The sequence below is a fragment of the Ruegeria sp. S263 genome (assembly GCF_056780525.1).
In genome coordinates this window covers 3,398,109-3,411,710 of the sequence record NZ_CM165558.1, presented here as the reverse complement: position 1 = coordinate 3,411,710, position 13,602 = coordinate 3,398,109, and the positions used below count along the sequence as shown (strand labels likewise).

Annotated in this window: 14 protein-coding genes, 1 pseudogene and 1 riboswitch; of the genes and pseudogenes, 8 read left to right on the top strand and 7 right to left on the bottom strand. The window is 57.1% G+C overall.

Features of this window, described 5'->3' with window-relative positions; genetic code table 11:
* Positions 1–3 precede the first annotated feature (3 nt).
* Positions 4–1,404, bottom strand: coding sequence for a selenium-binding protein SBP56-related protein (locus tag ACT2B1_RS16820; RefSeq protein WP_171123830.1), 1,401 nt, complete (start codon positions 1,402–1,404; stop codon positions 4–6).
* A 211-nt stretch (positions 1,405–1,615) separates the two neighbouring features.
* The gene (locus tag ACT2B1_RS16815; RefSeq protein ID WP_171241011.1) at positions 1,616–2,653 is read right to left on the bottom strand and encodes an AbrB family transcriptional regulator; all 1,038 of its coding nucleotides are present in this window, start codon (positions 2,651–2,653) and stop codon (positions 1,616–1,618) included.
* A 110-nt stretch (positions 2,654–2,763) separates the two neighbouring features.
* Between ACT2B1_RS16815 and ACT2B1_RS16810 the strand changes: the two genes are divergently transcribed.
* Entirely contained in the window at positions 2,764–3,444 is a 681-nt protein-coding gene (locus tag ACT2B1_RS16810) for a GntR family transcriptional regulator (RefSeq protein WP_481668219.1), read from the top strand.
* A 22-nt stretch (positions 3,445–3,466) separates the two neighbouring features.
* On the opposite strand, the gene ACT2B1_RS16805 is transcribed toward ACT2B1_RS16810, so the two are convergent.
* The 5 genes and pseudogenes from ACT2B1_RS16805 to ACT2B1_RS16785 all read right to left on the bottom strand — a co-directional run bounded on the left by ACT2B1_RS16805 (position 3,467) and on the right by ACT2B1_RS16785 (position 7,933).
* Positions 3,467–4,315, bottom strand: a complete 849-nt coding sequence (locus ACT2B1_RS16805; RefSeq protein WP_171240973.1) for a 1-acyl-sn-glycerol-3-phosphate acyltransferase — start codon at positions 4,313–4,315, stop codon at positions 3,467–3,469.
* Positions 4,316–4,519: 204 nt separating this feature from the next.
* Positions 4,520–4,719 (bottom strand): annotated as a pseudogene (locus ACT2B1_RS16800) (DUF6525 family protein).
* A 56-nt stretch (positions 4,720–4,775) separates the two neighbouring features.
* Positions 4,776–5,411, bottom strand: a complete 636-nt coding sequence (locus ACT2B1_RS16795; protein ID WP_171240972.1) for a DUF1826 domain-containing protein — start codon at positions 5,409–5,411, stop codon at positions 4,776–4,778.
* On the bottom strand, positions 5,408–6,622 hold the full coding sequence (locus tag ACT2B1_RS16790) for a GTP-binding protein (RefSeq protein ID WP_481668218.1): 1,215 nt from the start codon (positions 6,620–6,622) through the stop codon (positions 5,408–5,410). The genes ACT2B1_RS16795 and ACT2B1_RS16790 overlap by 4 nt, the downstream gene beginning before the upstream one ends.
* A 303-nt stretch (positions 6,623–6,925) precedes the next feature.
* The gene (locus ACT2B1_RS16785) at positions 6,926–7,933 is read right to left on the bottom strand and encodes a zinc ABC transporter substrate-binding protein (RefSeq protein WP_481668217.1); all 1,008 of its coding nucleotides are present in this window, start codon (positions 7,931–7,933) and stop codon (positions 6,926–6,928) included.
* Positions 7,934–7,989: 56 nt separating this feature from the next.
* On the opposite strand from ACT2B1_RS16785, the gene ACT2B1_RS16780 reads away from it, so the two are divergent.
* The 7 genes from ACT2B1_RS16780 to ACT2B1_RS16750 all read left to right on the top strand — a co-directional run bounded on the left by ACT2B1_RS16780 (position 7,990) and on the right by ACT2B1_RS16750 (position 13,554).
* Positions 7,990–8,502: a Fur family transcriptional regulator gene (locus ACT2B1_RS16780; protein ID WP_171123816.1), complete on the top strand. Its 513-nt coding sequence runs from the start codon at positions 7,990–7,992 to the stop codon at positions 8,500–8,502.
* A gap of 2 nt (positions 8,503–8,504) precedes the next feature.
* Positions 8,505–9,236, top strand: coding sequence for an ATP-binding cassette domain-containing protein (locus ACT2B1_RS16775; protein WP_171126275.1), 732 nt, complete (start codon positions 8,505–8,507; stop codon positions 9,234–9,236).
* The gene (locus tag ACT2B1_RS16770) at positions 9,236–10,033 is read left to right on the top strand and encodes an iron chelate uptake ABC transporter family permease subunit (RefSeq protein ID WP_171123813.1); all 798 of its coding nucleotides are present in this window, start codon (positions 9,236–9,238) and stop codon (positions 10,031–10,033) included. Before ACT2B1_RS16775 ends, ACT2B1_RS16770 begins: the two co-directional genes overlap by 1 nt.
* Before the next feature lie 94 nt (positions 10,034–10,127).
* Positions 10,128–10,333, top strand: a riboswitch (cobalamin riboswitch).
* A gap of 170 nt (positions 10,334–10,503) precedes the next feature.
* Positions 10,504–10,791 carry a DUF1636 family protein gene (locus ACT2B1_RS16765; protein ID WP_481668216.1) on the top strand — a complete coding sequence of 96 codons (288 nt, stop codon included), beginning with the start codon at positions 10,504–10,506 and terminating at the stop codon, positions 10,789–10,791.
* On the top strand, positions 10,788–11,579 hold the full coding sequence (locus ACT2B1_RS16760; protein WP_171123809.1) for an ABC transporter ATP-binding protein: 792 nt from the start codon (positions 10,788–10,790) through the stop codon (positions 11,577–11,579). The genes ACT2B1_RS16765 and ACT2B1_RS16760 overlap by 4 nt, the downstream gene beginning before the upstream one ends.
* Positions 11,580–11,591: 12 nt before the next feature.
* On the top strand, positions 11,592–12,539 hold the full coding sequence (locus tag ACT2B1_RS16755) for an ABC transporter substrate-binding protein (RefSeq protein WP_171240967.1): 948 nt from the start codon (positions 11,592–11,594) through the stop codon (positions 12,537–12,539).
* Position 12,540: 1 nt separating this feature from the next.
* Positions 12,541–13,554: a FecCD family ABC transporter permease gene (locus ACT2B1_RS16750; RefSeq protein WP_171126272.1), complete on the top strand. Its 1,014-nt coding sequence runs from the start codon at positions 12,541–12,543 to the stop codon at positions 13,552–13,554.
* Positions 13,555–13,602 lie beyond the last annotated feature (48 nt).

Below are 13,602 nucleotides of genomic sequence, written 5' to 3'. Positions count from 1 at the left end.
GTGTCAGACAGACGGGTAGCAGAAACTGTCGGTTGAACAATCGCCGCCCTCTAGGCGGATCTGGTGGCTGCGATACCCCTTTGGAAAAGTAACATAGAAGTCTTTGTCCAGCTCCAAACCGCCATTTTCGCCGACATTGGCCATCACCATCTGGCCGCCCTCGTCATCGGGGTAGAACTGGTCGTCCCATGTCGAATACAACGAATTGGTCCAGTAGACCCGCTTGCCGTCACGACTGATTTCGACCATCTGTGGACCATAGGCAAAAGCCTTGCCGTTGGGGTGTTTCGTCCCACGCGCAATCCCGCCCAGCTCGACCTTGCCAGTCAGTTTGGGTTTCATTGGGTCGGATACATCATATTGGTGCATTTCACCCTGACCCCAACATGCGACGTAAAGGTACTTGTCATCCAGGCTCAGGTCGATGTCGGTTACCAATGGCGGCACGGCCTCGAACCCCTGCAACAGGGGTGGAAGGTTTTCGGCCTTTTCTGGCCGGGGGTCGATCGTGATCGTTTTCTTCGCCTCGAACGTGCCATCGTCCTTCTGCCACCACGTGAAAATCGAACCCTGCAGGTTGGTCGTATCCACAACGACCCCGCAGAACCCATAATCTTTTGCCGGATCATGCGCAGGCCGGATTTCCAGCGCCATCTGGTGGTTTTCGCCAAGGTCGATGGTCTGGACGTTGCGGCGTTCGCGCAGGTTCCAGAAGTGAATTTTGTGACCGTATTTGTTGGACAGTAAATCCTCGGCCACGATCCCGTTTTCGAATTGTGGGGGCAGGCCCCATTCCGAGCTCACCATGTAATCGCGCGGAAGGTTCCACCAGAAGTCGTAGTGCTTGGTTTGCTCACCCCGGTCCATTTCGTATCGGCCGAGGATTTCGAAGCTTTCACAATCCATGATGAAAATGCCGGGTGGTCCGTCTGTGCCGTCTTTGCCACCACCCCCAAGCGTCGAGACATAGATACCTTCGGGGCCGCAATGGATTGTATGCGGGCGCGAGTATCCTGTCTTGGCAAACACCTCTTCGGGTTCGATGATCTTGTGGATTTTCGCCTTGAGCGGCTCTTTAACGTCGATCACGTAGATGCGTGAGGATCGAATGCCGGGAATGATCAGGTACCTGCGCTCAAGGAAGGCGTGCCCGGTCAGGGGGGACAGCGCAGACGAGCAAGCGTTCCACCCGAAATGATGAAACTCATCACCTTTGTTGGGCATAATGAGTTTGTGAACAATCTTGCTGTAGGTTTTGGAATTCGGATCAACGTCGATAACTGCTAACCCATCCGGTTTCGAACCGTCAGGACTGAGCATCAATGTAAAGGCCAGCGTTTCCGCCGGAGCCTCCATCGCAAGTTTAGGGGTTGCGTGAAAAGTGGGATCAGGTCTTAGGTTCATATCTGGCTCCTCCTAAAGCGCGGGCGCATGGCCAAAATGGGTTGGCCTATTAGCGCCCAATCCAGAGAATGCCACATAAACGAGATTCGTTAAATCTGTGGCGGCGGCCAATGCCCGACCCCGTTAATTGGCTTGTTGTTTAAGCCTGAAAATCTCGGCACCCGGCAGACCCACTGAACCAAGTGCTGACCCAAGGCGAAACGACTACAAATCAGGGGTGGTCCTTCGGTTTGGACAGTCGCAGGATTAGGTTTGCGGCAATCGGTGCGCCAATGATGACCAGCACAATTCGCGTCAGGTGGTGCGTGATGACAAACCCCAGATCCGCGCCTGATACAATCGCCAGCACCGTCATTTCCGCCTGCCCGCCGGGTGCGAAAGCAAGGAATGCTTCGACCGGACGCCCCAGGCCCAAAGTGGTAACGATGGCTGTGAACCCTGCCGCCAAGACCGCAAGCACTACGACATAGGCGAAACCGGCGGCGACAACGCGCTGAAGCTCTCGCCAAGTGACGCCAACGAATTTCACCCCGATGGTGCAGCCGATAAAGAACTGCGCCGCCAAGATAGCCTCGCGTGGGGGGCGCGAGTGTATGAAATCACCCAACGACAACGCGGCTGTCAAAATCATGGGGCCCAGAATGGACGCGCCGAACAACCCAATCCTCTCACCCCCTTTCCAGCCTACAACCGCGGCCAGAACCATTAGCAGAACCTCGTGAATGGGTAGCTCGCTGGCGGGTTGCCCAATGGGGTTTGTCAGGTCCGCATCGTAGAAAACTGCCAGGAAAATAGGGGCCAACGTCACGATGATCAGAACGCGCGTACCGTGGATCAGGGACAAGGTACGCGGGTTGGCCCCGGCTTCGGTGCCGAAAATGATCATGTCCTGAAGGCCGCCGGGCATGGCGGCATAGAATGCGGTTGTGGTGTCAAACCCCCATAGCTTGCGAAAGAACGGCACACCAATCAGGGCGATCAGGAGGATGAACAACGGGATCAGCATGATCGAGGCCGCCATTTTGGGCAGTTCGGCAAACAGGCTGGGGGTGATCGACGCGCCGACTGCAACACCCAGAATTGTCCGCGCCGCAACCGAAACTTGTCCGAAGCCTTCCATCGGCGCATGGGCCAGAGCAGCCATCAGGCAAGCTGTCATCGGGCCGAACAAAAACGGCAGCGGCAGCCCTAATGCCCAAAAGACCCCTGTGCCCAGAACCGCAAGGCCAGCGGTCACGGACCGCTTCATCAGCAGAGAATGAAAAATGTCTTGATTGGCCAACTCTCGTGTTCCATCGGCATTGACTCGTTTTGTATCCATATGTATACAATTGGACGCAACATGCAAGTATAGGCGTTATGAGCATTCAGGACGATCAGATTAAGCCCGGACCGCAGGGCAGCTCCGCTTATCAATCCCTGCTGGATGAAATTCGTGAAGGGGCTTTGCTGCCGGGGGATCGTCTGCGCGAGATAGAGCTGTCGGAACGGCTGGGCGTCAGCCGCACCCCTGTGCGGGAAGCGATCCGACAGCTAGAGGCGGATGGGCTGGTTACGCATGTTCCGCGTCTGGGCGCGACGGTCCGCAGCCTCGACTATGCCGAAGTGATGGAGCTGTATGAGATGCGCGCAGTGCTTGAAGGGACTGCGGCGCGACTTGCTGCGCGCGCTGCCTCTGACATTGAGTTGGATGAGCTGGACGTTCTCAATGACCGGCTGGCCGAGGCAGGCACAGGGCCGGATGCCGTGCGGATCAACAAGATTTTCCACGCCACGTTGTTGGATGCGGCAAAGAACAGATTTCTGACGAAATCCACATTGTCCTTGCAGAAGGCGTTGTTGATTCTGGGACCCTCACAGCTTTTGGACAGTGAACGGGCCGCGTCAGCCGTGGCGGAACACCGGCGCATAATGGTCGCGTTGAAAGCGCGCGACGGTGCTGCGGCAGAATCTGAAATGCGCGCTCATATCCAGGCGGCGCAACGAATGCGCATCCGCGCGCTGCAGGAGCGCGACCGGGCAAAGGACCAGGATTTATAAGGCCGGGAAAAGCTAAGCGCCACTATTGGTCATAGAGGTCGGGAACCAACCCTTCGGACAGTCTTTTCAGAATGTCGGGTGCGGTGCCTGCTTGCTGAACCGGGCCGTAATAGACATCAAATGAGCCGCCAAGCTTAGCAATCAGCTCTGACACGTATCGCAGAGACGCGACTTTGCGCCCAAACTCGTCGTTGCCCCCACTCAGGACACCAGCCAGACGGCGCGTCCGGTAGTAGTGCCGAGAGTTGCGCATGTTTGCCGATGCGGGAACGATTGGCGCCTCGGCCTCTGCTGAAACACGGGTTACCCCGGTCCTCCAGGGAGGTTCGACCAGACGGTCACCTTTCAAATACGGAACCCGGCCAGAGCCGAACACGAGCAGGGCGCCGTCTTTCTTAAGGTGTTGCAACATTCCGGCACGGGTCTGTCGGGCCGTCAAAACCCTGTCCTTTTGATCCAGATCCACCGGGACGATCAGATCGCGGCCCAAAAACCTTTCAGCTTCGCGCCCGGCGACAACCTTCAGGTCCGCGCGATGGTCCTGCAATGCCCCCGCATGGGCAAGAAAATCGAAGGTCCCGATCGGATGGGTCGAGGCGATGACGACCGGGCCTTGGGTCGGAATATTCTCAAGCCCGTGCGCGCGTATCGTGGTTCCGTGGTTCATCTGCAAAACCGCGCGCACCAACTCTGGCCCGGTGCGTTCACCAAGCTCCGACAATATCTCTTCGGTTTCTTTCAGGGCAAAGAAAGCCTGACCAGTCGTGGTGCGGTTGATCCAGTCAACGCCCTCCATCAGGTACCGCAAGACCCTTAACCTAAAGTCTGCTCCAACTGGAATGCGCAGACGGGCGCGCAGTAAGTCATCCACCGGATTATCATTATTGTCGTTGCCCAAGGCGCGCCCAAATCATTGTAGTGTCGTGATCACGACGCTTACACGTATTCGGTTCAACTGCACAACCTTGCGACAGTCTACAGGCTGTTTAACTCCGGACACCGTGAGATTATGGGGGCTGGTTTGACGGGCGAGGAAGTCGCCCTTTCAGATCGTTTTCGGTGAGGTCCAAACATATCATGCTAATGCTGCGCCTTTGCTATCTTTGGCAAGTTGCAAGGCTTCAAGGCGGCCCAGTTCCTCTAGGGCACGGCCATGATCACCTGTATGGGCCAGCGCTTTCTGATAGGCACGAAGGACTGATCGTGGACGCCAAGGCAACGCGGCCTGAGATACCCACGCACGCAAGACCGAGGCAGGCGGTCAAACTCGCGCATCGGATTTTCGGCGCGGCGTCGCTTTCTGAGTTTCGTCTGGCCAAGATTTCGCGGCATCAGACGTCTTCTTCGATGTCAAAAATGGGATCGAGCACCAGAACAAGGCGGGTCTCACCTGTTCCCGCAATTGGTGGCGAGCGATGCAGTAACCCTGACGGAGGGTTCTGTGGCCAAAGCGTGCCACGCATAACTATGGGGGCACCGGTTGCCACGGTAAACACGCGGTCTGGGTCAAGGCCATCCCTTGAAACACCGTATTGCGTGCCTGTCCCGCGATAGGTGCAGATCAGGCGCGCGTATAAGGCATCTATGTGGAATTTCCTGCAGGCATTGGTGTTGATCGCGTCTAGGCGAAGTCGAAGATAGGGTGCGCGCATCATCTCGGCAAACCGCGTGGCGAGGTCTGAGATGTCATCCTCTAACCAAGTGCGTTCTGCACCTTCGTCCATCCCCGCCATGTTGCACAAGTGACTCAGGGCGTCCGGAACGGCCTGAGGGCGTAGGACTAGCCGCGCTTTGGGCAGATGCGATGGGTCCAGGGTGTTGATCCATGCCTGAAATTCCGGCGCAAGTTGACGGCGCCAGATAGTCGCCGCGCACCCCGGCATTTCGATTTTGGCCAATCCGTCCGGCTTATCCGATACGCCCACTCCGACGGCTGCGCCGTTCAGGTCGGTGCGATGATAGGTCATGCGGCATCCTCCACTCGGCGCCACAGCGGAAACGGGTCAGGCAAGTCAGATGGAAGGGCATCCGGCCCGGGTGCAGCGGCCTGAGATAGCAGGCAGGATTCAAGACGGGATTTGAGGGATGGCCAGTCGATACCTGCACCGATAAACACAATCGCTTGCCGCCGATCGCCCCAAGGCTCGACCCAGTGTTGTTTGATGTAGTCAAGCACTGACGGGTGATCAGGCCATCTGGTATCGGGCACGGACGCCCACCAAGTTCCGATTGGCTTCACGCTGGACAGAGCGCCAGCAAGGGAAAACTCAGCCACCCACTCGGGACGGGTTGCAATCCAGAAATGACCTTTCGCCCGGATCACACCGGGCAAATTGCCATTCAGCAGCACCAGGATTTTCTCGGGCTCAAAGGGTTGTCTGGCGCGAAAAACATAGGACGAAACGCCATACTCTTCGGTTTCCGGCACGTGGTCGGCAAAACCATAAAGCTCCTTGACCCACATGGGGTGCTGATGCGCCTTTTCGAAATCGAAAAGGCCAGTGTCCAGAATGGCATCACTGGAAAGCTCGGATTGGTTCGTTTCGATGATTTTTGCATCCGCATTGAGGCTACGGATGATCTTGCGCGCTGCATCGGTGCGTTCGGGCCCGGCATCAGCAACCTTGTTCAGGATGACAACGTCGGCAAATTCGATCTGGTCGGTCAGTAGATGCACCAGAGTGCGATCGTCCTCGTCGCCAAGGGTCTCGCCACGGTGGTGAAGGAAGTCGTGGCTGGAGTAGTCGTTAAGCAGATTCACCGCGTCAACCACGGTGACCATCGTGTCAAGGCGGGCCACGTCAGACAGGCTTTTGCCGTCTTCATCGCGAAAATCAAAAGTCGCCGCGACGGGCAGGGGTTCTGAGATACCAGTGGATTCAATCAGGAGATAATCAAACCGACCTTCCGCAGCCAGTCGCCGGACCTCGGCCAGAAGATCATCGCGCAGGGTGCAGCAGATACAGCCATTTGACATTTCAACCAGAGTTTCATCGGTCCGGCTGAGTTCCGTTTCGGCCCGGATCAAATCGGCGTCGATGTTCACTTCGGACATGTCATTAACGATGACGGCGACACGCCGGCCTTCACGATTATTGAGAACCCGGTTCAGCAGGGTTGTTTTGCCAGCTCCAAGAAAACCGGACAGGACAGTAACGGGAAGGCGGGTATCAGTCATAGCTTAAAAACACTTCTTCTTTCGTGGTGGGTATGGGGCGACGGGTTCGCAACATGTTGGCGTGGGGTGGGAGGTCGTAATTTAGATAATGAAATGTAATAACCTAACGATATGAAAATGTAAACCACAAGCGCCTCGTGGATGTTCGCGGATTGGGGCTAAGGCCGTAGGTCTTTCGTTCGGTTTTAGGGCGAATTTGAAAACGTCAGCGGATCGCGATCACTCGGAACTTGGGCAAACACTCACTTGCGATGCCGCTGACGTTCAGCCCGGCCGAATTTTGAACTTCGGCCGGGCAGGGGATCAAAGGCAATCGGCCAGTGTTTGCGCCATGTTGCGAATGACTTGGGAGTAAAGCGCCGCTCCGGGCTCAAGATCAGAGCCGAGCGGGTCGATCACTGCGGTATTGGCGTCGGCACCATCCATCACAACCTCGACGATCCCAGGATTGAACTGCGGTTCGGCCAGAACGCATTTCACGCCTTCGTCCTTGATGCGCGCCTGAATTTCAGCAATGCGGGCCGGGCTTGGGTCGGATGCATCACCGATCGAAATGGCGCCAGAGGCGGGAAAATCAAACGCATTTTCAAAATACTGGTAGGCATCGTGGAAGACGACAAAGCTGCCTCCTCGGACCGGCTCGAGCGTTTCGGCGATCTCAGCAGACAGGGCCGCCATTTCTTCGCGCGCCGCCGCAGAATTTGCGAAATACGTACCGGCGTTGTCCGGATCAGCCGCAGATAGTTGAGCGGCGATCACATTCAGCCACGTATTTGCGTTCTCTGGCGACAACCAGGCGTGCGGGTCATGGTCCCCATGCGCGTGACCATCGTGGTCGTCATGCCCCTCGTGGTCATGATCATCATGGGCATGTTCATCGTCATGACCTTTGGCTTCAGCATGGTCGTCATGGCCGTCATGTTTGGCGTGATCGTCATGATCGTGGGCTTCAAACAGGGCGTTCTCACGGAAATTCAGAAGAATAGTTCCATCCGTTTCCAACAGGGTCGTGACGGTTGCGCCGTCAGCAAGGGTCTCGACGGCCCCTTCCATCCACGGTGTCAGGTCTTCACCCATCCAAAAAACCAAGTTGGCGTCTTGCAGCGCAGCAGCTTCTGAGGGGCGCAGATTGTATTCGTGCGGCGAGGCACCCTGTGAGATGATCAGGTCGGGCGTTCCGACACCTTCCATAACCCGTGCCACAAGCGAGTGAACTGGCGCGATGTCGACCGCGACATTGGGTACATCCGCCAAGGCCGTTCCGCCCATGAATGCAGCGGTGATAGATAGTGGGAGAAGCTTTCTGGACATCAGACCCTCTGTGTGATTTTATAACATTGCGAGCGACATACATGATATGGAATAACATGACAAGTGATACGCAACCCGAAATAACCGGAGATACGGCCCCGGTTGGGTTCCAAAAGCATGACCACAAGACTTGCGTTGCGGCCGGGCTGTCCGCAGCGGAAAACCGGTGCAAGGAAGAAGGACTGCGTCTGACGCCAGTCCGTCGCAGGGTTCTGGAAATGCTGTTGCAAGAGCATCGCGCGCTGGGCGCGTACGCGATACTCGACCGATTGCGCGAGGAAGGCTTTGGGTCACAGCCTCCGGTGGCCTATCGTGCGCTCGACTTTCTTGCTCAGAATGGGTTCGTGCATAAGATTGAGCGACTGAACGCCTTTGTTGCCTGTTCTCACCCGGGGGCCTCTCATTCGCCGGCCTTCATGATCTGCCGAAAATGCGACGCCGTGGCCGAGGCGCAATCCACTCCGGCCAAAGGTGTTTTGGGGGCTGCAGCACGCGCGGCGGGTTTCGAAATTGAACGAACGGTTGTAGAAGCCGAAGGGCTTTGCCCCGACTGCACCGAAAAGGCGTAGAAATGACCCTGATCACCGTTGAAAAACTCAGCGTAAGGTACGGTGCGAACACCGTTCTGCAAAATGTGGATATGGCGATTGAGGCAGGTGAGATCGTCACCATCGTTGGCCCGAACGGATCGGGCAAAACCAGTCTGCTTAGGGCCATCATCGGTGCGACAAATCCCTCTGCTGGCCATGTTTCCCGGAAGCCTGGGCTGAAAATCGGCTATGTGCCGCAAAAACTGCATGTTGACCCGACATTGCCGATCTCGGTTGCAAGGTTCATGCGTCTGACGCACCGTGTTTCAAAAGATGACTGCGCTGCGGCGCTGGCGGCGGCAGGTGTGCCGGATCTTTTGAAGCGCCAGATGTCCCAACTGTCCGGGGGCCAGTTTCAGCGCGTATTGCTGGCGCGGGCTTTGATCAATCGTCCCGACATCCTTTTGCTGGACGAAGCCACGCAAGGTCTAGACCAGCGAGGCTCGGCCAGTTTTTACCAGCAGATCGAGGCGGTGAGACAGGAAACCGGTTGCGCCATCCTGATGATCAGCCACGAGCTGCACGTTGTGATGAGTGCTTCGGACAGGGTGATCTGCCTCAATGGTCATGTCTGCTGCGAGGGGTCGCCTGCCGTGGTTGCTTCGGCACCAGAATACCGCGCCCTGTTTGGAACAGGCACCGGTGGCGCGCTTGCCCTGTATCGCCACGAACATGATCACAACCACGACCACTCTCACGAAGCGGCAGAATAATGCTTGATGATTTTATGACGCGGGCAACGCTCGCCGGTATTGGCGTGGCAATTGCAGCCGCCCCCCTTGGGTGTTTTGTGGTCTGGCGGCGTATGGCTTACTTTGGCGATGCCACCGCTCATGCTGCGATCCTGGGTGTTGCGCTGTCGCTGGCTTTCCAGATGTCGGTCTTTCTGGGCGCATTGGTTGTCGCGCTTATCATGGCGTTGGCCGTCACATTGCTGTCCGGTCGCGGTTATGCCATGGATACCCTTCTTGGAGTTATGGCGCATTCGTCGCTTGCCTTTGGCCTTGTCGCGGTGTCGTTTTTGTCGGGCATTCGCATCGACCTGATGGCCTATCTTTTTGGTGACATACTGTCAGTTTCGCGCACCGATCTTGTCGTGATCTGGGGCGGGGCCGCGCTGGTCGTCGCGTTGATCGTATGGCGATGGTCGCAACTGCTGACCGCTACGCTGAACGAAGAATTGGCCTACGCCACCGGGTTCGACCCCAAGCGCGAGCAGTTGATCCTGACTTTGTCACTGGCGGTTACGGTTGCTGTCGCGATCAAAGTTGTAGGCGTGTTGCTCATTGCCGCGATGCTGATCATTCCGGCGGCGGCCGCGCGCAGCCTGGCGCGATCTCCGGAAACGATGGCATTGATTGCCGCGGCAATCGGGGCTTTCTCGGCCGTAGCAGGACTGCGCTCAGCTTATGTGTTTGACACACCGGCGGGTCCCTCAATCGTCTGCGTGGCCGCGGTTTTGTTTGCCGGTTTCAGCCTCACGGGATGGCGGTCGCGAAGCGGGGTGTAGGACAATTATACTTTGGATTGGTCAATGGGGTTTTGCGTCTGCCAAAAATTGATTGGCTGCCACAATATTGTCGTTGACCTGACATGTGATCTCGGGCACTCGTTCGGATGATGGTTCCCGATGGTGCGCCCAAGGGATGAAAAGGGAATACGGTGAGGCCGCCATTTTGCGCCAAGTCCGTGACTGCCCCCGCAACTGTAAGCGGTGAGCGACGCCAACAACCCACTGGCCCAAGTGCCGGGAAGGATGGCCGAGCATCGACCCGCAAGTCAGGAGACCTGCCATCAAATGTTAACCAACTCGGGGCGGGGCGTCCTGAAAGGAGGCTTTGATGGCACGAGCACATCGTGTTTACATTTCCGACACTGTCTGCCCGCGCTTTGAAGCTGGCGGAGGAACCCATGCCGTCAGCGCCTGACCATTTTCTTCTCATCTGCAAAACGTGCCAGGGAGAGGCCCACGCGCAGGGCTTGTCCGACGCGCTGTTCGATCGTTTGCCAAATGGTTTTTCCATCCGCATGGTCGATTGCATGGCTGGATGCGCGCGGCCTGTGACTGTTGGATTTCAGGCAGTCGATAAAGCGCAGTACCTTTTTGGTGACATTCTTGATACGCAGGATATCCAGGCACTGACTGAGTTTGCCCACCAATACCAAAACAGCGCAGATGGCTGGACCAATGCGACCGAGCGTCCGAAAAAACTGTTCACAAAGACACTGTCCCGCATGCCCCAAATTCAAAAAGGGCTGTGTCCATGACCAACCCAGCTATTTTGGTTGCGCGTGATCTGACCCATCAGGTTCTTAGTGGCGATATACTGCTGCAGGGGGTCTCATTCACATTATGCGAAGGCGCAATCCTTGCAATTGCCGGGCCCAACGGGGCAGGCAAGACGACGCTTTTGAATCTGTTATGCGGCGCGCACGAGGTGAATCAGGGTGATGTTCTGGTCAACGGACGCAGCCTGAAACAGATGTCCGCACGGGATCGGGCGCGGACGATCGCCGTGGTCAGTCAGCAGGAGTTCCCGGATGGCAGGTTGCTGTTGCGGGATTATGTGGCGCTGGGCCAGATTCCGATCCGTGCAGACCGCTCTGCCGAGGAACACGCCGCGGATCTGGTCAGAATCCTGAGCCTCACCGGGCTTAGTGCTTTGGCCGAAAAAAAGATGGCCGTTCTGTCCGGGGGGGAACGCCAGCGCGCGCATATCGCCCGTGCTTTGGCCCAGAATCCTACGCTTTTGTTTCTGGACGAACCCACCAACCATCTGGATCCAGACACGAAGGGGCGGATGCTGTCGCTGGTCGCTGAACTGGGAATCACTGTGGTGATGATCCTGCATGATCTGGTGATGATCCCAGAATTTGCCACTCATGTGGCATTGATGAAAGATACACGGCTGACTGGTTTTGGGCTGGTCGCCGATGTGCTGACCCCGGACAGGGTTAGTGACACGTTTGGCGTCGATTACCTGTGCTTTCACCACGAAGGGCGCGTGATCCCGGCGCTGGATATCCGAAAAACCTCGATAACAACTTATGAATAGGAATATTTCTGAATGAAACAGATCTTGTCTGTGGCGTTGACCACCGTTTTGGCAGGTGGTGCCGTCGCGCACGAAGTCACGGTTGATAATTGCGGTGCGCCGCTGGTGTTCGACACCCAGCCCGAGCGTCTGGTTGTGCATGATATGAACATGACCGACATGGCCTTTGCGTTGGGTCTGCAGGACAAGATCGTGGGTCTGACCGGCATCACCGGCTGGTACAAGACCAGCCCCGAGTTTGACACGCTGCGCGGTGACATCCCCGAGCTTGCGCCGAAATACCCAACTGTTGAGAACCTTGTGGCGGTAGAGCCTGACCTGTTCTTCGCGGGTTGGTACTATGGGATGAAGCCGGGGGGCGACGTGACGCCCGACACGCTGGAACCCTTTGGCATCAAGACAATGATCCTAACGGAAAGCTGTGTGCATCTGGACAAGGAGCGTCCCGAGGCCAGCATGGACCTGTTGTTTGATGATGTGCTTCGTCTGGGCGAGGTCATGCATGTTGAAGACAAGGCCGAGGCTCTGGTTTCCGGCTGGAAAGAGGAACTGGCAGCGATCCAGGCGCAGACTGCGGACCTGCCAAAACCCCGTGTTTTCCTGCTGGATGGACCAGCCGACGCGCCCTTTACCGCAGGTAAATTCGCCATCCCTGACGCGATGATCGCTGCAGCTGGTGGTGCGAATGTCACTCATGACATGGACACAAGCTGGGGCCGCACCTCGTGGGAAGCTGTGGCAGCTTCGAACCCCGAATTTCTTGTGCTGCTGGATTATCAGACCGGCAACGGCGCGGAGGACACGTTCAAGTTTCTGCAGGAACACCCCGTGATGTCGCAGACCGACGCGGTAAGGAACGAGCGCTGGATTGGCCTACGTTACGAAGAACTGACCCCCGGACCCGCAAATATCGCGGCGATTTCGAAAATGGCCGACGCGATGCACCCGGGCCTGAACTAATATGGGCCGTTTTGGCCTGACACTCTTGCTTGGGGCGGTTGTTGTGGCCGCCCTTTTGCTGGTTTCGACCATTTACGGCACGACGCAAATTCCAGCCGCGGTTGCGTTGGATGCGGTGATGCTGGGCACCGGCATGGCGGATGGCGAGGTGTCGCCGCTGCACCGCATTGTCTTTGACCTTCGCTTGCCGCGTGCATTGTTTGCGGCCGTGATCGGTGCAGGGCTGGGCGTTGTCGGCGTAGTGCTTCAGACCACAACACGCAACGACTTGGCTGATCCCTTCCTGTTCGGCCTTTCGTCGGGTGCGGCGGCGGGTGCGGTTTTCGTCATTACGGTGACCGGCGACATCCTGGGATTCTGGACGCTGCCGCTGGCTGCATTTTGTGGCGGGCTTGTCGCGTCGGGAATTGTGCTGGCACTGGTTCACGGGTTGCGCACCAGTGCGCCGGAAAAGCTGATCCTGGCGGGGTTGGCAGTTTCGTTTCTGTTTTCGGCGATCACGAACTATCTGATATTTGCGGGCGACAGTCGCGCCGCGCACTCGGTCATCTTCTGGATGCTGGGTGGACTGGGTCTGGCCCGATGGGAGACATTTCCGCTGGTCTGCGCCGGGATGTTTCTGATCTTGATGTATGCCCTGTGGCGCAGTCGCTGGCTGGATGCGCTTTTGACCGGCGACTTGACGGCAGCGACGCTGGGCGTTCCGGTACAGGCATTGAGGTTCCGCATGTTTTTTGTAGCGGCACTAGCGACCGCCGTTTTTGTTTCGGTTGCGGGGGTTATCGGTTTTGTCGGGCTCATGGTGCCCCATATCGCACGTGGGATCGCTGGGCCTCTGCACAACCGTCTTGTGCCCGCTGCCGCCATCGTCGGGGCGGCTTTGCTGACCGGTTCAGATATCCTCAGCCGCCTGTTGCTTGCGCCTCAGGAACTGCCAGTGGGTATTGTTACCACCTCGATCGGGTCGGTTTTTGTTTTTCTTTTGTTGTTTAAAACAGCAAGGGACACGAAGTGACGAAGGCACTTTTGTCTAGGTCGAAAAGTTTGCCTGCAATCTCGCGAT

Excerpts from the sequence above, each read along its gene's own strand:
- ACT2B1_RS16820 (WP_171123830.1), bottom strand. The coding sequence starts at position 1,404 with ATGAACCTAAGACCTGATCCCACTTTTCACGCAACCCCTAAACTTGCG.
- ACT2B1_RS16815 (WP_171241011.1), bottom strand. The coding sequence starts at position 2,653 with ATGAAGCGGTCCGTGACCGCTGGCCTTGCGGTTCTGGGCACAGGGGTC.
- ACT2B1_RS16810 (WP_481668219.1), top strand. The coding sequence starts at position 2,764 with ATGAGCATTCAGGACGATCAGATTAAGCCCGGACCGCAGGGCAGCTCC.
- ACT2B1_RS16795 (WP_171240972.1), bottom strand. The coding sequence starts at position 5,411 with ATGACCTATCATCGCACCGACCTGAACGGCGCAGCCGTCGGAGTGGGC.
- ACT2B1_RS16790 (WP_481668218.1), bottom strand. The coding sequence starts at position 6,622 with ATGACTGATACCCGCCTTCCCGTTACTGTCCTGTCCGGTTTTCTTGGA.
- ACT2B1_RS16785 (WP_481668217.1), bottom strand. The coding sequence starts at position 7,933 with ATGTCCAGAAAGCTTCTCCCACTATCTATCACCGCTGCATTCATGGGC.
- ACT2B1_RS16780 (WP_171123816.1), top strand. The coding sequence starts at position 7,990 with ATGACAAGTGATACGCAACCCGAAATAACCGGAGATACGGCCCCGGTT.
- ACT2B1_RS16775 (WP_171126275.1), top strand. The coding sequence starts at position 8,505 with ATGACCCTGATCACCGTTGAAAAACTCAGCGTAAGGTACGGTGCGAAC.
- ACT2B1_RS16770 (WP_171123813.1), top strand. The coding sequence starts at position 9,236 with ATGCTTGATGATTTTATGACGCGGGCAACGCTCGCCGGTATTGGCGTG.
- ACT2B1_RS16760 (WP_171123809.1), top strand. The coding sequence starts at position 10,788 with ATGACCAACCCAGCTATTTTGGTTGCGCGTGATCTGACCCATCAGGTT.
- ACT2B1_RS16755 (WP_171240967.1), top strand. The coding sequence starts at position 11,592 with ATGAAACAGATCTTGTCTGTGGCGTTGACCACCGTTTTGGCAGGTGGT.
- ACT2B1_RS16750 (WP_171126272.1), top strand. The coding sequence starts at position 12,541 with ATGGGCCGTTTTGGCCTGACACTCTTGCTTGGGGCGGTTGTTGTGGCC.